General features: G+C 66.5%; 19 protein-coding genes. 6 read left to right on the forward strand and 13 right to left on the reverse strand.

Features of this window, described 5'->3' with window-relative positions; genetic code table 11:
• The first annotated feature begins 86 nt into the window (after window positions 1-86).
• From CEW88_RS13700 to CEW88_RS13715, 4 genes are all read left to right on the forward strand, one after another.
• Window positions 87-1187 carry an AI-2E family transporter gene (locus CEW88_RS13700; protein WP_108968057.1) on the forward strand — a complete coding sequence of 367 codons (1101 nt, stop codon included), beginning with the start codon at window positions 87-89 and terminating at the stop codon, window positions 1185-1187.
• A gap of 2 nt (window positions 1188-1189) precedes the next feature.
• Window positions 1190-1870 carry a chromosomal replication initiator DnaA gene (locus CEW88_RS13705; RefSeq protein ID WP_108968058.1) on the forward strand — a complete coding sequence of 227 codons (681 nt, stop codon included), beginning with the start codon at window positions 1190-1192 and terminating at the stop codon, window positions 1868-1870.
• A gap of 80 nt (window positions 1871-1950) precedes the next feature.
• A complete protein-coding gene (locus tag CEW88_RS13710) occupies window positions 1951-4125 on the forward strand; it encodes an RNA degradosome polyphosphate kinase (RefSeq protein ID WP_108968060.1) in 2175 nt (724 codons plus the stop codon).
• Window positions 4126-4340: 215 nt separating this feature from the next.
• Window positions 4341-5912: a Ppx/GppA family phosphatase gene (locus CEW88_RS13715; RefSeq protein WP_108968062.1), complete on the forward strand. Its 1572-nt coding sequence runs from the start codon at window positions 4341-4343 to the stop codon at window positions 5910-5912.
• A gap of 1 nt (window position 5913) precedes the next feature.
• Here CEW88_RS13715 and CEW88_RS13720 read toward each other — a convergent pair whose 3' ends face one another.
• From CEW88_RS13720 to scpA, 6 genes are all read right to left on the reverse strand, one after another.
• Window positions 5914-6351, reverse strand: coding sequence for a hypothetical protein (locus tag CEW88_RS13720; RefSeq protein WP_108968064.1), 438 nt, complete (start codon window positions 6349-6351; stop codon window positions 5914-5916).
• Window positions 6352-6406: 55 nt separating this feature from the next.
• Complete coding sequence (locus CEW88_RS13725) at window positions 6407-7408, reverse strand: endonuclease/exonuclease/phosphatase family protein (RefSeq protein WP_108968066.1); 1002 nt, start codon at window positions 7406-7408, stop codon at window positions 6407-6409.
• A 4-nt stretch (window positions 7409-7412) separates the two neighbouring features.
• Window positions 7413-8096: a molecular chaperone DjiA gene (locus tag CEW88_RS13730; RefSeq protein ID WP_108968068.1), complete on the reverse strand. Its 684-nt coding sequence runs from the start codon at window positions 8094-8096 to the stop codon at window positions 7413-7415.
• Between the two features lie 97 nt (window positions 8097-8193).
• Window positions 8194-8670 (reverse strand): GNAT family N-acetyltransferase, encoded by a 477-nt coding sequence (locus CEW88_RS13735; protein ID WP_193989088.1) that lies wholly within the window; start codon window positions 8668-8670, stop codon window positions 8194-8196.
• The gene (locus CEW88_RS13740) at window positions 8670-9287 is read right to left on the reverse strand and encodes a VOC family protein (RefSeq protein WP_438839476.1); all 618 of its coding nucleotides are present in this window, start codon (window positions 9285-9287) and stop codon (window positions 8670-8672) included. The genes CEW88_RS13735 and CEW88_RS13740 overlap by 1 nt, the downstream gene beginning before the upstream one ends.
• 342 nt (window positions 9288-9629) lie before the next feature.
• Window positions 9630-11765, reverse strand: coding sequence for a methylmalonyl-CoA mutase (gene scpA, locus CEW88_RS13745; protein ID WP_108968072.1), 2136 nt, complete (start codon window positions 11763-11765; stop codon window positions 9630-9632).
• Window positions 11766-11929: 164 nt separating this feature from the next.
• Here scpA and CEW88_RS13750 point away from each other — a divergent pair, with 164 nt between their 5' ends.
• Window positions 11930-12409: a DUF4174 domain-containing protein gene (locus tag CEW88_RS13750; RefSeq protein ID WP_108968074.1), complete on the forward strand. Its 480-nt coding sequence runs from the start codon at window positions 11930-11932 to the stop codon at window positions 12407-12409.
• Between the two features lie 118 nt (window positions 12410-12527).
• On the opposite strand, the gene CEW88_RS13755 is transcribed toward CEW88_RS13750, so the two are convergent.
• From CEW88_RS13755 to CEW88_RS13780, 7 genes are all read right to left on the reverse strand, one after another.
• A complete protein-coding gene (locus CEW88_RS13755) occupies window positions 12528-14528 on the reverse strand; it encodes an acetyl-CoA carboxylase biotin carboxylase subunit (RefSeq protein WP_108968076.1) in 2001 nt (666 codons plus the stop codon).
• Between the two features lie 162 nt (window positions 14529-14690).
• Window positions 14691-14897 carry a hypothetical protein gene (locus CEW88_RS13760; RefSeq protein ID WP_095882092.1) on the reverse strand — a complete coding sequence of 69 codons (207 nt, stop codon included), beginning with the start codon at window positions 14895-14897 and terminating at the stop codon, window positions 14691-14693.
• A 451-nt stretch (window positions 14898-15348) separates the two neighbouring features.
• Window positions 15349-15711, reverse strand: a complete 363-nt coding sequence (locus tag CEW88_RS13765) for a hypothetical protein (RefSeq protein WP_108968078.1) — start codon at window positions 15709-15711, stop codon at window positions 15349-15351.
• A gap of 102 nt (window positions 15712-15813) precedes the next feature.
• On the reverse strand, window positions 15814-15957 hold the full coding sequence (locus CEW88_RS24750) for a hypothetical protein (protein WP_193989079.1): 144 nt from the start codon (window positions 15955-15957) through the stop codon (window positions 15814-15816).
• 214 nt (window positions 15958-16171) lie between these two features.
• Window positions 16172-16492: a DUF6497 family protein gene (locus tag CEW88_RS13770; protein ID WP_159099611.1), complete on the reverse strand. Its 321-nt coding sequence runs from the start codon at window positions 16490-16492 to the stop codon at window positions 16172-16174.
• A 129-nt stretch (window positions 16493-16621) separates the two neighbouring features.
• On the reverse strand, window positions 16622-16960 hold the full coding sequence (locus tag CEW88_RS13775) for a hypothetical protein (RefSeq protein ID WP_108968082.1): 339 nt from the start codon (window positions 16958-16960) through the stop codon (window positions 16622-16624).
• A 13-nt stretch (window positions 16961-16973) separates the two neighbouring features.
• Window positions 16974-18506: an acyl-CoA carboxylase subunit beta gene (locus tag CEW88_RS13780; RefSeq protein WP_108968084.1), complete on the reverse strand. Its 1533-nt coding sequence runs from the start codon at window positions 18504-18506 to the stop codon at window positions 16974-16976.
• A gap of 175 nt (window positions 18507-18681) precedes the next feature.
• Between CEW88_RS13780 and CEW88_RS13785 the strand changes: the two genes are divergently transcribed.
• Window positions 18682-19914, forward strand: coding sequence for a multidrug effflux MFS transporter (locus CEW88_RS13785; protein ID WP_108968086.1), 1233 nt, complete (start codon window positions 18682-18684; stop codon window positions 19912-19914).
• Window positions 19915-19926 lie beyond the last annotated feature (12 nt).

A 19926-nucleotide genomic window follows, 5' to 3' on the forward strand; every position in this document is an offset into this window, starting at 1 on the left:
TGCCTGAACCTGCCGCAACAGCCTCTCGGGCTTGAAAAAATGCCGCGGAGCGGCGATCAAGGATACACCGCAAGGAGAGGATTCCCATGGCGCTGCCCGTCCGCGATCAGATGAAGTACTGGGGCGTGGCCGCCATCGTCTTTGCCGTGGTGCTCTGGTACCTCGGCAACGTGCTGCTGCCGTTCATTCTCGGCGGGGCGATTGCCTATTTCCTCGATCCTGTCGCGGACCGGCTCGAGCGGCTGGGGCTGAGCCGTGCCATGGCGACGCTGGTGATCACCCTTTGCGCGATTCTGATCTTTGTCATTCTCGCGCTCGCGGTGATCCCGACGCTGGTGCGCCAGGCCGCCGACCTGATCGAGACCGCGCCGCAGCTGTTCCGCGACCTGCGCGACTTCATCGGCGTGCACTTCCCGACGCTGGTCGACGAGGGCAGCCCGATGCGCGAAGCGATCGGCACGGTGGGCGACACGGTCAAGGAGCGCGGGGCGGAATTGCTGAACACCGCGCTCAGCTCGGCGATGTCGGTGATCAACATCCTGATGCTTTTCGTCATCGTGCCGGTGGTGGCGGTCTACCTTCTGCTGGACTGGGATCGCATGGTGGCGCGCATCGACGAGCTGCTGCCGCGCGACCACGCGCCGGTGGTGCGCCATCTCGCCCGCGAGATCGACGCCACGCTCGCCGGTTTCGTGCGCGGCATGGGCTCGGTCTGCCTGATCCTCGGCTGCTACTACGCCATCGCGCTGGCGCTGGTGGGCCTGAACTTCGGCCTCGTCGTCGGCGTGGTCGCGGGTTTGCTGACCTTCATCCCCTATGTCGGCGCGATCATCGGCGGCGCGCTGGCCATCGGGCTGGCGCTCTTCCAGTTCTGGGGGGAATGGTACTGGATCGCCGCTGTGGCGGGGATCTTCTTCCTCGGCCAGTTCCTCGAGGGCAATTTCCTGACACCGAAACTGGTGGGCAGCTCGATCGGGCTGCACCCGGTCTGGCTGATCTTCGCGCTCTCGGTCTTCGGCACGCTCTTTGGCTTCGTCGGCATGCTGGTCGCCGTGCCGCTCGCCGCGGCGCTGGGGGTGATCATGCGCTTCGTGATCGACCAGTACAAGGAAAGCCAGCTTTACCGCGGGCTCGAGACCGAGGGCTACCGAAAAGGCCGCACGGCGACGGACCCCGAGGCCCGGTGAGCATGGCCCGGCAGCTTGCCTTGCCCCTGCCGGTCCGCGCCGCGCTGGGGCGCGAGGACTATTTCGTCTCTTCCTCCAACAGCCTCGCCGTGGCGCTGCTCGACGGCTGGCAGGGCTGGCCCGCGGGCAAGCTGCTGCTGGCCGGCCCCGCAGGCTCGGGCAAGACCCATCTCGCGCACGTCTGGGCGGCCGAGAGCGGCGCGACGATCCTGCCCGCCACCGCCCTGCCCGGCCTGCCGATCCTTGAGCTCACCGCCGGGCCGATCTGCCTCGAGGACGTGCCGCGGATCGCCGGGGACCGCGCCGCAGAAGAGGCGCTCTTTCATCTGCACAACCTCTCGCTGGCGCAGGGCCAGCCGCTGCTGCTGAGCGCCGAGACCGCGCCGCGGCACTGGCCGCTGGGGCTGGCGGATCTCAAGTCGCGCATGGAGGCCACCCAGACCGCCACCCTGCGCGAGCCCGACGACGCGCTGCTGGCAGCGGTGCTGGCCAAGCTGCTGGCCGACCGGCACTGCATCCCGGCGCCCGACGTGATCCCCTACCTGCTGCACCAGATGCCGCGCAGCTTCGCCATGGCACAGCGCGTCGCCGCCGAGCTTGATGCCCGCGCCCTCGGCCGCGCCAAGGGCATCACCCGGGCCCTGGCGCGCGACGTCTTGCTCTCTCTCGCGCGCCGAGGCTAGAGGAGCTTGCGCCGCCCGCGCCGGTCGGTCATCCTTGCCCTTTCATCAAGTTGTTGCAATTTGTGACGCATATGCCCCCCATGACCATCGCCGATTTTCTCAAAGCCCCGATCCCCGAGCCCCTGAAGCTGCCCGACATCGACCTGTCCGGGCCGGGCCGTTTCTTCAACCGCGAGCTCAGCTGGCTTGGCTTCAACTGGCGGGTGCTGGAAGAGGCCGAGAACACCAAGGTGCCGCTGCTGGAGCGGCTGCGCTTCCTGTCGATCTCGGCGACCAACCTCGACGAGTTCTACACGGTGCGCGTCGCCGGCCTGCGCGAGCTCGCCCATGCGGGCAACACCACGCCGGCGGCGGACGGGCTGACCCCGGCCGAGCAGCTGGTGCTGATCGACCAGGACGCGCGCGAGCTCATGGCGCAGCAACAGCGGGTGCTCGGCACCTTGCAACTCGAGCTCGAAGCGGCGGGCATCAGCCTCGTGCTGCGCGAAGACCTGCAGCCCGAGGACCTCGAGTTCCTGCAAAGGCAATTCCTCGAGCAGGTCTTCCCGGTGCTCTCGCCGCTGGCCATCGACCCGGCGCACCCCTTCCCCTTCATCGCCAACATGGGCTACTGCCTCGCGCTCGAACTCGAGCGCAAGCGCGACCGCCGTACCCGGCAGGCGCTGCTGCCGATCCCGCATCAGATCTCCCGTTTCATCGACCTGCCCGCAGGCGAGGGTGCGAAGCGCTTCATCTTCCTCGAGGACGTGCTGCTGCTGCACATCGAAAGCCTCTTCCCCGGCTACCGGGTGAAGGACCACTTCGGCTTCCGCGTGCTGCGCGACAGCGACATCGAGGTCGAGGAAGAGGCCGAAGATCTGGTGCGCGAGTTCGAGGTGGCACTGAAGCGCCGCCGCCGCGGCGAGGTGGTGCGGCTGACGATCACCGCCGGCGCGCCCAAGCAGCTGCGCAGCATCGTCATGCGTGAGCTGCTGGTCGGCGAGGACGAGGTGATCGAGCTCGACGGGATGATCGGCATGGCCGACCTCAAGGAGCTGGTGCTCGACGACCGCCCGGACCTCCTGTGGCCCAGCTTCACCCCGCGGGTGCCCGAACGGGTGCAGGACCACGAAGGCAACATGTTCGAGGCGATCAAGCAAAAGGACATGCTGCTGCACCACCCCTACGAGACCTTCGACATGGTGGTGCGCTTCCTGACCCAGGCGGCGCTCGATCCCGACGTGGTGGCGATCAAGCAGACGCTCTACCGCACCTCGCGCAACTCGCCCATCGTGGAAGCGCTTTGCGAGGCGGCCGAGGACGGCAAGTCGGTGACCGCGCTGGTCGAGCTCAAGGCGCGTTTCGACGAGGCCGCCAACATTCGTCAGTCGCGGCGGTTGGAGCGTTCTGGCGCCCATGTCGTCTATGGCTTCCTTGACTGGAAGACCCACGCCAAGATCTCGAGCGTTGTGCGCCGCGAGGGCGACAGGCTGGTGACCTACACCCACTGGGGCACCGGCAACTACCACCCGATCACCGCCAAGATCTACACCGACCTGAGCTTCTTCACCTGCGACGCGGCGCTTGGTCGGGATGCGTCGAAGATCTTCAACTACCTGTCGGGCTACGCCATGCCCGAGGGGCTCGAGAACCTGGTCATCTCGCCGCACACGCTCAAGCCCCGCATGCTCGAGTTGATCGAGGCCGAGGCCGAACACGCCCGCGCGGGCCGCCCGGCGCAGATCTGGCTGAAGATGAACTCGCTGATCGAGCCGGACATGATCGACGCGCTCTATGCCGCCAGCCAGGCGGGGGTGAAGATCGACTGCGTGATCCGCGGGATCTGCGGGCTGCGGCCGGGGGTCAAGGGCCTGTCCGAGACCATCCGCGTCAAGAGCATCGTCGGCCGTTTCCTGGAACACTCGCGCATCGCCTGTTTCGGCAATGGCCACGGGCTGCCGCACAGCAAGTCGCGGGTGCTCATCTCTTCGGCGGACTGGATGGGACGCAACCTCAACCGCCGCATCGAGACCGGGGTCGAGATCATGAACCCCACGGTGAAGGCGCAGATCGTCAGCCAGATCATGGCGGCGAACCTCGCCGACACGGCGCAGAGCTGGGTGATGGAACCCTCGGGCAAGTTCACGCGCCACCCGGTCCCGGAGGGAGAATTCTCGTTCAACTGCCATCGCTTCTTCATGGAAAATCCCTCGCTCTCGGGCCGCGGTTCGGCCGGGGCCAAGGACGTGCCCAAGCTCACCCACGCAGGTGACTGAGCGCGGAGGCCTCCGGCGGGCATCGTTTCGGCAACACGACAGCAGGGCGCGCCGCCCTTCCTTCTCTTTTCTGAATACGCCCCTGCGGCGCGCAGGTGCCGCAGGGGCGGAGCCCCCGGTCCATCGCTTGCTGCGCGCGCGCAGCGCCCTAGGCTCTTTTGCGCCCCGGGCTCTCCATGCTAGAGGGTAGGGCGAGACCAATGCCGGAGGAGCAGATGGACGGTAACGGCGACTCCAGCCACGGCGATGCGGGCCTATTCGGGCGGCCGCTTTTCGAAGATCCCCGCGCGCGGCGCCTGTCGAAGGTCGGCGTGGTGGACATCGGGTCGAACTCGGTGCGGCTCGTGGTTTTCGACGGCGCGGCGCGCAGCCCTGCGTATTTCTACAACGAAAAGATCATGTGCGGCCTCGGCGCCGGCATGTCCGAGACCGGGCGGCTGAACCCCGAGGGCAAGGCACGCGCGCTGGCGGCGCTGCAGCGCTTCCAGACGCTGGCCCGAGGCATGGAGCTGCCGCCGCTCACCGCCGTCGCCACCGCCGCCATGCGCGAGGCCGAGGACGGTCCCGCCTTCCGCGCCGAGATCGAGCAGGCGACCGGTCTGAAGATCTGGGTGATCGATGGCGACGAGGAGGCGCGGCTGTCGGCGCAGGGCGTGCTGCTCGGCTGGCCGGGCGCGAACGGGCTGGTCAGCGACATCGGCGGCTCGTCGATGGAACTCGCCGAGATTCGCGGCGGGCAGATCGGCAAGCGCGCGACCTCGGAACTGGGGCCGCTGAAGTTCAAGGACCTCGAGGGCGGCAGGAAGGCCCGCGAGAAGTATATCGCCAAGGCGATCGCCGGGCTCGCCGAGCGCATGGGCACCGAGCCGTCGCCACTGTTTCTCGTCGGCGGGTCGTGGCGCGCCATCGCCCGCATCGACATGGAGCGGCTCGGCTATCCGCTGCACGTGCTGCACGAGTACCGCATGACGGTGGAGTCGGCTGAGGAGACGCTCAAATTCATCGAGGACGCCGATCTCGACGCGCTGCGCTCTGCCTGCGGCATTTCCTCGGCGCGGATGAGCCTCGTGCCCTATGCCGCCGAAGTGCTGGCCGAGCTGCTGAAGGTCTTCAAGCCGACCGGCATCGCGATCTCGAGCTACGGCATCCGCGAGGGGCTGCTCTACGAGCAGATGCCGCAGATGCTGCGCGACCGCGACCCGCTGATCGAGGCCTGCCGCTTCGCCGAGGCCAAGGACGCCCGCCTGCCCGGCTTCGGCAAGAAGCTGTTCCGCTTCGTGCTGCCGCTCTTCCCGGGCGCCTCGGAGGCCACGCTGCGCATCGTCAAGGCGGCCTGCCTGCTGCATGACGTGAGCTGGCGCGCCCATCCCGACTACCGGGCCGAGACCTGTTTCGACAATGCCACCCGCGCGAACTTGGGCGGGCTCGACCACCCCGAGCGGGTCTATCTCGGGCTCGCCCTGCTGCACCGCTACCGCAACAAGCGCGAGGGCACCCGGTTCGAGGATTTCTACGCGCTTCTCGACAAGGAGCGCACGCAGGAGGCCGAGATTCTCGGCAAGGCGATGCGCTTCGGCTCGATGCTCTGGATGTCGGATGTCAGCAACGAGGACGGCGCGCAGTTCGACTGGGAGCCCGAAGAGCGCCGCCTGAGGCTGCGACTGACCCGCGAGGTGGCGCCGCTCTACGGCGAGGTGGCCGAGGCGCGGCTCCTGTCGCTCGCCAAGGCGCTCTCGGCCAAGGCGCTGGTGCTGGAGATCGACGGCGCGCCGCGCGAGCTGCTCTGACTCAGAGCTCGATCTCGCCGCCCGGCCCGTGCTCGGGCATCTCCGGTGCCGCCTCGGGTGCGTCGGGGTCGAGCTTCTCGCGGCGGCGGATCAGGATATCGCCATTGGGCAGCATCTCGGGCGCCTCGTAGAGCGTCCAGTCCTCGACCTGCTCCGAGAGCTGCGCCATGGCGGGCCCCATCTCGTCGACGAAGCTCTGCAGGGCCGGACCCATGCGGTCGGCCAGCCCCTTGAGATCCTGCAGCGCCGGGTCGAGCTCGTCGCGCAGGCCGCGCAGGAACATGTCGGCGCCGCGCTGCATCAGGCCGGGGCCGTCGTCCGGCGCGTCCTCCGTCTCTCCGAGGGGGGCCGCCTCCTGTGCGAAGGCGGGCGGGGTAAGCGGCGCAAGAGGCGCCGCAAGGAAGCATGCCGCTAGGGCAAAAGGGAAAATCCGGCTCATTGCGGAACTATAGGCGGCTTGTGCGAGTCGCGACAGAGAAACCCCGGCACCCCGGTCAGACGGCAAGATCCAGCGTGACCGGAAAATGGTCAGATGCGGTCAGCAGCGCCGCGCAAAGCTCGGGCGCCTGCCAGCAATGGGCGTCCTCGAAGGGGTGCCAGATCCGCCACTCGCGCGCCACCTCGCGCAGATCGCGCGAGACCATGACGTAGTCGAGCAGAGCCTGCAGGTAGCGTTTCTCGGGCGCGATATAGAAGCGCGCGGTACTGGGATGCGGCCGAAGCTTGCCCCGCAGCGCCTGCGCCGCGTGGGGATCGTAGAGTGCCCCGTCGCCTTCGCCGAGGAGGATCTCGACCGAGCTATGGCCGAAAAGCGCCTCGTATTCATCAAGCCCCGGGCCGTCGTTGAGATCCCCCATGACGATGACGCTCTCGCCCTGCTCGAGCAGCGCGTCGACCCGCCGCCGCAGCCACATCGCCTCGGTCAGCTGCTTGCGCCGATTGGCGATGGAGGTGCGCATGATCTGGTCTTCGCCCTTGGCGCCATGCGGCGCCTTGGATTTCAGATGCGCGCCGATCAGGCGCAGCACCCTGCCGCCGGCCGTGGTCAGCTCGACCTCGAGCGGCGGCTTGGAGAAGGCCACGACGTCCTCGGTGTCGTCGAAGTCCAGATCTATGCGGAACGCCCCGTCGAAGCGCGGAGCCCGGTCACTTCGCCCCGGCACGTGCTGTACGCGCATCTTGTCGGGGTCATAGAGCAACGCGATCTCCTGATGGGTGTCGTTCACGAAGCCGACAAGCACCTCGCGCGTGCGCAGGTCGAAGGCGCTGGCGAAGTTGCGCAGGGCGCGGCGGGTGTCGCGGCGGGTTCCAGTGTCAGGCGCCTCGATGATCATCACCGCATCGGCGTCCATGGCCGTGAAGACCATCCCCAGTGCCTCGGCCTGATCGGCCCGGGTGATGTCACGCCGCCCGGACCAGTGCTCGTCGATCAGCAGCTCGCCGCGATCGCTGAAGAGGTCATCGAACCATTCGACGTTGTATGTGGCAAGGCGCATGCGCTCAGACCTGTTCGCGGGCCGAGATCTCTTCCCATGCCTGGTTGATGGCGATGAGCCGCTTTTCCGAGAGCTTGATCGCCTCCTCCGGAAGGCCGCGGGCGCACATCACGTCGGGGTGGCTTTCCCGCACGAGCTGGCGCCAGTGCTTGCGGATGTCCTTGATCGGCATCTCGGGGCTGACGCCAAGCACGGTGAAGGGATCCGGTGCGCAATCCGGAACGAAGCGCGCGCGCAGCGCCCGGAAGGTGGCGTCGGGCATCTCGAAGATCTCGGCGACCCGCTCGAGGAAAGCATTCTCGGCCGTGTGGTAATTACCATCGGCCATGGCGATGTAGAAGAGTCCCTCCAGCAGGTCCGAAAGCTGCTGCGCATTGCCATCGAACATGCGCCGAATGCGGCGCGCGTATTCCTCGAATCCGGCCACGTCCTGACGGGCGAGGTTGAACACCCGCGCCGCTGCGCCCTCGTCCTCGGGCGCGATGGTGAAGATCTCGCGGAAGGCGGCGACCTCGTTGCGGGTCACCTGCCCGTCGGCCTTGGCCATCTTGGCGGAAAGCGCGATGACGGCGATGGTGAAGGCGACACTGCGCTCGGGCGGCTGGCGCAGACGCTCAAAGACGGCGGCAAGCCCCTCGCCCTTGGCAAGGGCGGCGATGGCTTCGGAGATGCGGGTCCAGATCGACATGCGCTCAGTTTACGCGGCAATGCGGCAACTGTCAGTGCGACAATGAGGGGTCACGAAAATTCTATGGCGTTTCAGCGGATCGCGGCGGTGCCGCCCGTCAGAGAAACTTCTGCATGAGCACGAGATCCATCCAGCGTCCGAACTTGAAGCCAACCTCGGGCAGGCGGGCGATTTGCTTGAAGCCGAGCGCGGCGTGAAAGGCGATGCCCGCCGGGTTTTCGCCCGAGACCCCGGCAAAGAGGCTGTGTGCGCCCCGCGCCCGCGCCTCGTCCATCAGCGCCTCCATCAGCGCCCGCCCGACGCCCCGCCCGCGCGCCGCAGGGCCGAGGATCACCGTGTGCTCGAACGTCCTGGCGTAACCCGGGCCGCCGCGGAACTGGAAAAAGGTGGCAAAGCCGAGCACCAGCCCGCTCTCCTCGGCAACGAGGAAGGCCGGGCCGCGCGCGGCGAAATCAGCCTGAAGCCCCTCGGGGCTCTTGCGCAGGTTGGTGAAGGTGGCGGCGCTCTCGTCGATGATCGGGTTCCAGATCGCCGCGACGGCGTCGGCGTCCCCCGCGGTCGCGGGACGGATGATCACTGCAGCACCCGGCGCCCCGACGGTGTGGCGAAAGCGGCGCGCAGGGCAGGCTTTACCTCGACCGCGAAACCAACCTGCGGGCTCATCAGTACCGAGCCGAGCAGCGCCTGCATCTCGTCGGCCTGCGGGTGCGCCACGGTGAGCTGCTCGAGCCGCACGCCGGCACCGTCAAGCGACACGCCTGGCGGCACCGGGCTTTCCCATTCGATCAGCGCCGGGAAGAGCCCGTCGTAAGGCAGCATCCCGTCGCGGGGCACAGAGATCTTCCAGCTCAGCGACCCGCGGGTGACGGCGATCGCCTCTCCGGCCATGGGAAAGCGCGCCAGCGCCGCGTCGATGTCGGGCACCCGGCAGATCCATTTGTCGAGCCGTGCGGGGCCAGAGAAGTGATCGAGGCCGAACCAGCGCGCCCGCCCCGGCGCGGGCGCCGAGGGATCGACCGCGATGGCCTCGAGGTAGAGCTCGTCTTCCAGCCCGATCAGGAAGTTGTGGGTGCCGAAGTCGGGATGCGCCCCGCCCGGCGACAGCGGCTGGCCAAGCCCGCTTTCGGCATGGCTCACCGCCTCTGCCAGCGTCTCGCCGAGAACCGCCAGGTGATCAAGCTCGAGCATCATTCCTCCGATGTGATTGCATCGCATCACGATAGCCGGGGGCGCGGGGCGCGCAATGGTGAAATGGTCCCTTTGCTGCGCGGCAGCTTGGTCAAGGGCGTCTGGTGGTGGTCAATCGCGCATGCCGCCGTTAGGGTGCCGCGCAAATGCCCGGCAGCGACGACCGGGCCCCGAGGCAAGGACAATCCCGATGAAAACCCGCACGCTCTTCCTGATGCTCGCCGCAACGCTTGGTCTCGCCGCCTGCGGCGTGCCCTTCGTGCCGTTCATCTAAGCACTGAACGGCCGCCCGTCGCACGCGCGGGCGGCGAGAGGGCTCACGCAGTCTGCGTGAGCTGCCCCCTGTCATTCCGCCGCGCGGGGCGCCCCGATGAGGCCGAGGATCTCCTTGGCCGCCGAGGGGATATTGGTGCCCGGTCCGAAGATCGCCTTTACCCCGGCCTTGTAGAGGAAGTCGTAGTCCTGGTGCGGGATCACCCCGCCGCAGATCACGATGATGTCCTCGGCGCCCTGATCCTTCAGCGCCTGCACCAGCTGCGGGGCGAGCGTCTTGTGGCCGGCCGCCTGCGAGGAGATGCCGACGATGTGCACATCGTTGTCGATGGCGTCCTGCGCCGCCTCTTCCGGGGTCTGGAAGAGCGGGCCCACGTCGACGTCGAAGCCGATGTCGGCAAAGGCGGTGGCGATGACCTTGGCGCCGCGGTCGTGCCCGTCCTGCCCCATTTTCACCACCAGCATCCGCGGGCGGCGGCCTTCCGCCTCGGCAAAGCTCTCCACGTCGCGCTGGATCTGGGCAAAACCCTCGTCGCCCTCATAGGCCGCGCCATAGACCCCGGCGAGGGTCTTCACCTCGGCGCGGTGACGTCCGAATTCCTTTTCCATGGCCATGGAAATCTCTCCGACAGAGGCCCGCGCACGGGCGGCTTCGACCGCGGCTTCCAAAAGGTTGCCGCCCTCCTTCGCGCGCCGCTCGAGCTCGGCCAGCGCGGCGTCGCATTTCGCCTGATCGCGGGTGGCGCGGACGTGCTCAAGCCGCGCCACCTGGCTCTCGCGCACCTTGGCATTGTCGATGTCGAGAATGTCGATCGGGTCTTCCTTGTCCTTGCGGTACTTGTTGACCCCCACGATCACCTCTTCGCCGCGGTCGATCTGCGCCTGACGGCGCGCGGCGGTCTCTTCGATGCGCAGCTTGGGCATGCCGGAGGCCACGGCCTTGGTCATACCGCCCATCTCCTCGACTTCCTCGATCAGCGCCCAGGCTTTCTCGATCAGCTCGTTGGTGAGGCTTTCCACGTAGTAGGAGCCCGCCAGCGGATCGACGACATTTGTCACCCCGGTCTCTTCTTGGAGGATGAGCTGGGTGTTGCGCGCGATCCGGGCCGAGAACTCGGTGGGCAGCGCGATCGCCTCGTCGAGCGCGTTGGTGTGCAGCGACTGGGTGCCGCCCAGAACCGCGCTCATCGCCTCGTAGGCGGTGCGGATGACGTTGTTGTAGGGGTCCTGCTCTTGCAAGCTGACGCCCGAGGTCTGGCAATGGGTGCGCAGCATCTTCGAGCGGTCGGACTTGGCGCCGAACTCGGTCATGATGCGGTGCCAGAGCGTGCGCGCGGCGCGCAGCTTGGCCGCCTCCATGAAGAAGTTCATGCCGATGGCAAAGAAGAACGACAGCCGCCCGGCAAACTTGTCGACATCCATCCCGGCATTGATCGCGGCGCGCACATATTCGCGCCCGTCGGCCAGCGTGTAGGCCAGCTCCTGCACGAGGTTCGCGCCAGCCTCCTGCATGTGGTAGCCGGAGATCGAAATCGAGTTGAATTTCGGCATCTCGTTCGAGGTGTACTCGATGATGTCCGAGATGATCCGCATCGAGGGCTCGGGCGGGTAGATGTAGGTGTTGCGGACCATGAACTCCTTGAGGATGTCGTTCTGGATGGTCCCCGAGAGCACGGAGCGGTCGTGGCCCTGCTCCTCGCCCACGACGATGAAGCTGGCGAGGATCGGGATCACCGCGCCGTTCATCGTCATCGAGACGGAAATCTTGTCGAGCGGGATGCCGTCGAAGAGGATCTTCATGTCCTCGACGCTGTCGATGGCGACCCCCGCCTTGCCCACATCGCCGACCACGCGCGCGTGGTCGCTGTCATAACCGCGGTGAGTGGCGAGGTCGAAGGCGACCGAAACCCCCTGCTGCCCCGCCGCCAGCGCCTTGCGGTAAAAGGCGTTCGACTCCTCGGCGGTCGAGAAGCCCGCGTATTGCCGGATGGTCCAGGGACGGCCCGCGTACATGGTCGCCTTCACCCCGCGGGTGAACGGACCGAAGCCCGGAAGCGTGCCCATGTGCGGCAGTTCCGCCGTGTCTTCGGCGGTATAGAGCGGCTGCACGTCGATGCCTTCGAGCGTGTGCCAGGTCAGATCGTCCAGCGGACGCCCTCTCAGTTCCTTCTCCGCGAGCTGGCGCCAATCGTCCTTCTTCGCCGTCATCGTCTCGTCCTCTCTCCTAGCGGGCGTCGGGCCGGGCGGTCCCGGCGCGCGCAGCACCCCTTCGTTCACGCGCGAGCTGCCGCGGTCAGGCGGCGGCTAATTTTTTCGTCACCCAAGCAGGCAGGGCCTGTGCAGTGGCGCCCCGCTTGCCTATATCTTGTTGCATGACACGCCGTATTGCCCTTGTCCTGCTTGCCTTTCTGACGCTCACCGCGGGACTCGGCGCGGCGCAGAGCGCGGAAACGCCGAGCCTCGACGAGTCGATCCGCCCGGCGGGCGAGACCACGCTCGACGAGTTTCTCTGGCTCAAGCGGCCCCTTCTGGTCTTCGCCGACAACCCCAGCGATCCGCGATACGTGCAGCAGATGCAGCTGATCACCGAGCGGCTCGACGTGCTGGTCGAGCGCGACGTGGTGGTCATCACCGACACCGACCCGGCCGCGCGCAGCCCGATCCGCCGCGCCATGCGGCCGCGCGGCTTCATGCTGATGCAGCTGGCCAAGGACGGCTCGGTGATCATCCGCAAGGCCAGCCCCTGGGACGTGCGCGAGATCACCCGGTCGATCGACAAGCAGCCGCTGCGCCAGCAGGAGGTCCGCGACCGTCGCGACACGCTGCGCGAGCCATACGCGCCGAGCCAATAAGCCAAGCCAGTCAGCCAGACCGGCGATCAGGACAGACCGAGGGGCGCACGGCAGCGGTCGGCCTCGGGCGTGGCGCCCTGCCCCGTCTGCAACCATGTGCGCCCCGTCCGTCATGGGATCACTCGAACTCCATGATCACGTCGTCCACGGCGAGGCTGTCGCCGGGGCCTGCGTTGATCTTGGAGACCTTGCCCTTGCGCTCGGCGCGCAGGATGTTCTCCATCTTCATCGCCTCGACGGTGCAGAGCGCCTGGCCCTCCTGCACCTCGTCGCCCTCCGAGACGTTCACCTTCACGATGAGACCCGGCATCGGGCAGAGCAGCATCTTCGAGGTGTCGGGCGGCAGCTTCTCGGGCATCAGCCGTGCGAGCTCGGCCTGACGCGGGGTGCGCACGTTGACCTTGAGGTCGGCACCGCGGGTGCGGATGCGGAAGCCGCCCGAGATCTTGCCGACCTTCAGCACCAGCGGCTTGCCGTTGACCTGCATGTGCGCGAGCGCGTGGCCCGGGGTCCAGTCGCCGGTGACGCGAATTTCCGCGCCATCCTCGAAATTCACCGTTGTGCCCTGCTTGTCTGCGGCCAGCACCACGTCGAGGCTCTCGCCCTGCAGCGACACGTTCCAATGGTCGCCCACCTGCCGCTCGTGGTTGTCGAGCGTGCCCGAGATGCGGGTGCGGCGGATCTCGGCGACGCGGTTCATCGCGGCGCAGGCGGCGGCAACATCGCGCAGCGCGTCGGCGCTCAGCGTGACGCCCTGGAAACCGTCGGGATATTCCTCGGCGATGAAGGCGGTGGTGATATTGCCCGAGACAAACCGCTCGTGGTCCATGACCGCGGCAAGGAACGGCAGGTTGTGCCCGATGCCCTCGACCTCGAAGCTGTCGAGCGCGTTCCGCATAACCTCGATGGCCTGCTCGCGGGTCGGCGCCCAGGTGCAGAGCTTGGCGATCATCGGGTCGTAGTACATCGAGATCTCGCCGCCCTCGAAGACGCCGGTGTCGTTGCGCACGACGCCGCCCAGCAGCTCGCCCTCAGCGGGTGGCCGATAGCGGGTCAGGCGGCCGATCGAGGGCAGAAAGCCGCGATAGGGATCCTCGGCGTAGAGCCGGTTCTCGATGGCCCAGCCGTTGATCTGCACGTCGTCCTGGGTGATCGACAGCGGCTCGCCGTTGGCGACGCGGATCATCTGTTCGACGAGATCGACGCCGGTGATCAGCTCGGTCACCGGGTGCTCAACCTGCAGGCGGGTGTTCATCTCGAGGAAGTAGAAGTTCTTGTCGCCGTCGACGATGAATTCGACGGTTCCGGCACTGGTGTAGCCCACCGCCGTGGCCAGGGCGACGGCCTGGTCGCCCATCGCCTTGCGGGTCTCGGGGTCGAGGAAGGGGCTCGGTGCCTCTTCGACAACCTTCTGGTTGCGTCGCTGGATCGAGCATTCACGCTCGTTGAGATAGATGCCATTGCCATGCGCGTCGCAGAGCACCTGGATCTCGATGTGGCGCGGCTGGGTGACGAATTTCTCGATGAAGATTCGGTCGTCGCCGAAGGAACTCGCCGCCTCGTTCTTGGACGACTGGAAGCCCTCTCGTGCCTCCTCGTCGGTCCAGGCGATGCGCATCCCCTTGCCGCCGCCGCCCGCCGAGGCCTTGATCATGACGGGATAACCGATCTCGCCCGAGATCTTCACCGCCTCGTCGGCGTCCTCGATCAGCCCCATGTAGCCGGGCACGGTCGAGACGCCCGCCTCCTGCGCGATCTTCTTGGAGGTGATCTTGTCGCCCATCGCCTCGATCGCGCCCTTGGGCGGGCCGATGAAGGCGACGCCGGCCGCCTCGAGCGCCTCGGCGAACTTGGGATTCTCCGACAGGAAACCGTATCCCGGATGCACCGCCTGCGCGCCGCTGTCCTTGATCGCCTGCATGATCTTGTCGATCACGATGTAGGACTGATTGGCGGGCGGCGGGCCGATGTGCACCGCCTCATCGGCCATTTCGACATGCAGCGCGTGCTTGTCGGCATCCGAATAGACCGCCACGGTCTTGATGCCCATCTTGCGCGCGGTCTTGATGACCCGGCAGGCGATCTCACCGCGGTTGGCGATCAGGATCTTGTCGAACATGTCTCTCCCTTTCGTTGCGTTTCTTGGCCGGCGGGCAGCGCCGCGGCTTCGGCAAAATGCTGGCTGAGGACAGCAAAAAGGCCACCGGAGCGAATTGCTCCGGTGGCCCTGGAAAACGTGTAAGCCGGCGTGCGGCGAAAGCCGCCGCCGTGCCGCGTCAGATTAGTTGCAGTACTGCGGGGTGACGTCGTCGCAGACCACGCCTGCGGTTGCGCCGACCGCTGCGCCGACCATGCCGTCACCGCCGACCGCGCGGTCGATGAGATAGCCGCTGCCTGCGCCGATTGCGCCGCGCTGGAGGTCGGAGTTCTCGCAAGCAGCGACACCAAAGACACCAAGGACGGCAAGGATACGGATAACGTTTTGCATGAGGGACACTCCCCGATTTGTGTAAGTTGAACTTGCTCTTCAACGCCACGGATTTGGTGAAGGTTCCACACATCATTTCGTTTTCTTGCGGCATGCGCGCCGCTCCGCCGACGCAGGGCGCCCTGCGGGCGCAACCCCGCGCATTTGCCGCCCCACTGACGCGAGGGAATGCCCCCGTCCGAAGCCCTTTGCGCGGCGCGGCGATCTGCCTGCGCCGTCAGAGGGGCACCTTGTTCGGACGGAGAGAAAAAAGAAGCGGGCGTGCGGTCAGGGGATGTGCCGCAACGCCCGCGAGGGGAAGGGTAACGGCGAGCAATGGGCGCAGCCAGAGACCGCGTCATTGCCCGCAACGTCTTGAGAGTGCACGACTCGCCGGCCCGGTCAAAGCCGTATCCCGAAGGATAGGCCAGACCGGCCCCTTTTCGCGCAAAGCGCGAAAGGAAGAGCGAGTTTACGCCCATTCGTCGTTTTCGTCGAAAGCCTCGGGGAAGGACGCGCGGGCGGCGGCCTCGTTGATCACCAGCATCGCCTCGTAACTCTCGGGGTCGAAGGGATCATCGTAGGGCAGCACTTCGCGGCCGAAGAGCCAGGACAACCGCCCGGCGTCGAGATTGCCACGTTCGAAAGGTTCGGTACCGAAGTGCGCCCAGAGCGACGCCATGAAGGCCAGGTCGGCGCGCTTGTCCGCCGCCTTGCGGTCGCGGAAGCGCTCCCGCCGGATGATGGCGGTGATCCCCTTGGGGTTCGCGCGGCGGATGGTGAATTGAAAGTCCGTGCCAGGAAGTCGGCTCGGAAAGCCGCGGTGCTTCAGCATACCGGGCCCCCCTCTATAAGGGCCCGTGGAAGCGGGCGGTGAGATGCGGCCCTGCGGGGCCGGGAGTGCGGGACGGACCCGAAGGCCCGCCCCGGCGACAAGTTACTTGTACTTGCCGGTGTAAACGGGCTCCGCGGTAACGGGCTCCGGATCCACAACCACGTATTCTTCTTCCTGCTGGCCGCCGCAAGCGGAAAGGGTTGCGACGAAGCCAAGCATTGCAAGCAGATGGATGCTCTTGGACATCTTATTCTCCTGTCAGATTCTCTGGGCCCTACGGAACCTTGCGGCCCGGTCTGCCCTCGTTCGGGTGTTTCGACTGCGAATGTGCAATCACCCCCCAACATAGCGCAAGTTACGAAAAAGAAATACGTAACTCGCTTCGTCGGCAGATTTTTCTGATCGGGGGGCACAAAACTGGAGAAATCTGAGCGGATTTCCGCGCACGACGAGAACAACATCAGAACGCCTCCCAGACACAGACCCCGTTTCGGGGGCTATAGGCTTCGAAATATTGACGGATCTCGGGTGTGCTTTCCCCATGGGCAACTGGTTCGGCCATGAGCGAAATGACGATCAGGGACGGAATCACCTCCGCGCCTCCGAGCTGCGGCAGGGCGAAACTGTCGCAAAGATGCTGCATGTCGGCGGCGACTTCGTCGAAGCTGCGAGGGGTCGCACCACCGATCTGCGGCGCCAGAAAGCGGAAGCGCTCGATCGCGGCCGAGGCATCCCACAGCGCGTCGTAGAAGGTGACCGGCATGCCCGAGGGCACTGCCACGACGCTCTCCTCTAGCGCCGTGGCCAGGCCCGGCGTCATGGCAAAAGCCAGAGCCAGAGTCCCGATCTTCCTCAGCCTCGTGCAATCGAGCGTCACAAGGACCTCCCGTTCCTCATCTTACGCGGCGACTCAGGCCGCCCAGTTCACCCAGCGCGCCCGGTTGGCGCGATCTTCCAGAACGTCGGCGATGCGCGCCTCGACGGTCCGACGCGGCACGGCGCCGGCCACCTCTCCGCCCGCTTCGACGGTGACGCCGCCTTCGCAGGGCGTCACGCGCACCACCGGGGCGAAACCGCGCAGGTCGCGCAGCGCCCGCCACATGTCCTGCCGCACCTGATGCGCCAACCGATCGAGCCGGCCCACCGGCGGCAGCAGCGTCTCGACCTTTAGATCGAAGCGCGCAGGGCAGCGCCGGGCAAGCGTTACCGCCTCGCCCTCGCGTGCCACGTGCCATCCCTTCACCTGCATCGCGGCCTCCGGGTCAGAGCGGAATATTGTCGTGCTTCTTCCACGGGTTGCTAAGGCTCTTGTTCCTCAGCATCGCGAAGGCGCGGCTCACCCGGCGACGAGTGGAGCGCGGCTGGATCACCTCGTCGATGAAGCCGCGTTCTGCCGCGACGAAGGGGTTCGCGAAACGGTCCTCGTAGCTCGCCGTGTGCTTGGCGATCTTCTCGGCGTCGCCGAGGTCGGCGCGGTGGATGATCTCGGTCGCCCCCTTGGCTCCCATCACCGCGATCTCGGCGGTCGGCCAGGCATAGTTCACATCGCCGCGCAGGTGCTTGGAGCTCATCACGTCGTAGGCGCCGCCATAGGCCTTGCGGGTGATGACGGTCACTTTCGGCACCGTCGCCTCGCCGAAGGCGAAGAGCAGCTTGGCGCCGTGCTTGATGACGCCGCCGTATTCCTGCGAGGTCCCCGGCAGGAAGCCCGGCACGTCGACGAAGGTCAGGATCGGGATCTCGAAGCAGTCGCAGAAGCGCACGAAACGCGCGGCTTTCTTCGAGCTGTCGATGTCGAGGCAACCCGCGAGCACCATCGGCTGGTTGGCCACCACGCCGACGGTCTGCCCCTCGAGGCGGATGAAGCCGGTGATGATGTTCTTGGCGTGCTCTTCCTGGATCTCGTAGAAGTCACCCTCGTCGGCGACCTTCCCGATCAGTTCCTTCATGTCGTAGGGCTGGTTCGCGTTTTCCGGGATGATCGTGTCGAGCGAGCTTTCCACCCGCTCCACGTTGTCGAAGAAGGGCCGCACCGGCGGCTTCTCGCGGTTGTTCAGCGGCAGGAAGTCGACAAGGCGCCGCACCTCGGCAAGCGCCTCGACATCATTCTCGAAGGCGCCGTCGGCGACCGAGGATTTGCGGGTGTGGGTGGTCGCGCCGCCCAGCTCCTCGGCGGTCACCACCTCGTTGGTCACCGTCTTCACCACGTCGGGGCCGGTGACGAACATATAGGAGGTGTCTTTCACCATGAAGATGAAATCGGTCATCGCCGGCGAGTAGACCGCGCCGCCGGCGCAGGGCCCCATGATCACCGAGATCTGCGGGATCACCCCCGAGGCCATGATGTTGCGCTGGAAGATCTCGGCATAGCCCGCGAGGCTGTCGACCCCCTCCTGGATGCGCGCGCCGCCGGAGTCGTTGAGCCCGATCACCGGCGCGCCGTTCTGCATGGCCATGTCCATGATCTTGCAGATCTTCATCGCGTGGGTGGCCGAGACAGACCCGCCAAGAACGGTGAAGTCCTGGCTGAATACATAGACCATGCGGCCGTTGATCGTGCCCCAGCCGGTGATCACCCCGTCGCCGCTGGGACGGTTGTTCTCCATCCCGAAATCGGTGCAGCGGTGCGAGACGAACATGTCGTATTCTTCGAAACTGCCTTCGTCGAGCAGGAGCTCGATGCGTTCGCGCGCGGTCAGCTTGCCCTTGGCGTGCTGCGCGTCGATCCGCTTCTGCCCACCGCCGAGGCGGGCGTCTGCGCGGCGCGCCTCCAGTTCGTGAAGAATGTCTTTCATGGCCAGTCCTCTCCGTTTGCCCGGACCATACAGTGGAGGCCCCACCGCTCAAGTCAAATTCGGCAAATTTGCAAATCTTGAAAACGCCTATCGCAGCAAATAGCAAATCAGCAAATATCGTCCCACTGATGTGATACACGTGGACTTTGAGAGGCGCGCGACATACGGAAACCTCATGAGCACATCATCGCGCGGGCGCTTTCTCGACCCCTCGACCCCACCGCATCTTGTCACGCTGGTCCTGCTTGCCGGGCTGTCGGCGCTGGCGATGAACGTTTTTCTGCCGTCGCTACCGCAGATGACGGCCTATTTCGACACCGAGTACCGGCTGATGCAGCTTTCGGTGGCGATCTACCTCGGGGTCAATGCCGCGCTGCAAATACTGATCGGTCCGATCTCGGACAAGCTGGGCCGCAGGCCGGTGATTCTCTGGGGTGTCGCGTTGTTCATGCTGGCAACGCTGGGATGCATCTTCGCCACCAACATCACGCTCTTCCTGCTGTTTCGCATGTGCCAGGCGGTGATCGTCACGGCCATGGTGCTGAGCCGCGCCGTGGTGCGCGACATGGTCGGCCAGGAAGAGGCCGCCTCGATGATCGCTTATGTCACCATGGGCGTCGCGGTGGTGCCGATGGTCGGCCCGGTGATCGGCGGCGCGCTTGGCGAGCTGCTGGGCTGGAAGGCGATCTTCTGGTTGCTCTTCGCGCTCGGCGGTGCGGTGTTTTGGCTGAGCTGGCGCGACCTCGGCGAGACCTCGGTCTCCAGCGGCCTGTCGCTGGCCGCGCAGTTCCGCGAATATCCCGAACTGCTGAAGAGCCCGCGCTTCTGGGGCTACGCCATGGCCTGCGCGCTCTCTTCGGGCGCTTTCTTCTCCTACCTCGGCGGCGCGCCCTTTGTCGGCTCCGAGGTCTACGGGCTGAGCCCGGCATCCTTGGGCGTGCATTTCGGCGCCCCCGCCGTGGGGTATTTCATCGGAAACGGAATCTCGGGACGCTATTCGGCGCGGGTCGGCCTCAACCGCATGATCCTCTGGGGCTCCTTGATCCTCACCGGCGGACTCGCGGCCGCACTACTCACCTTCGCGCTGACCGACGGTGGCTCGGCGCTGATCTTCTTCGGCTTCATGACCCTCGTCGGCCTTGGCAACGGCATGACCATCCCCAATGCCACGGCGGGCACCCTTTCCGTGCGGCCGCATCTCGCGGGCACCGCGTCGGGCCTTGGCGGGGCGATCATGATCGGCGGCGGCGCCGCGCTCTCGGCGTTGGCGGGGGCGCTTCTGCAACCGGGCACGGGCGCCTGGCCGCTGCTCTGGCTCATGCTGGCGACCGCTGCCGGCTCGGTGATCTCGATCCTGCTGGTGATCCGCCGCGAACGTCGGCTCGGGGGGCTGGACGCCGCCGGGTGAGTTTGCAAAATT

It is taken from the genome of Alloyangia pacifica, from assembly GCF_003111685.1.
Classification (GTDB): Bacteria; Pseudomonadota; Alphaproteobacteria; order Rhodobacterales; family Rhodobacteraceae; genus Salipiger; species Salipiger pacificus_A.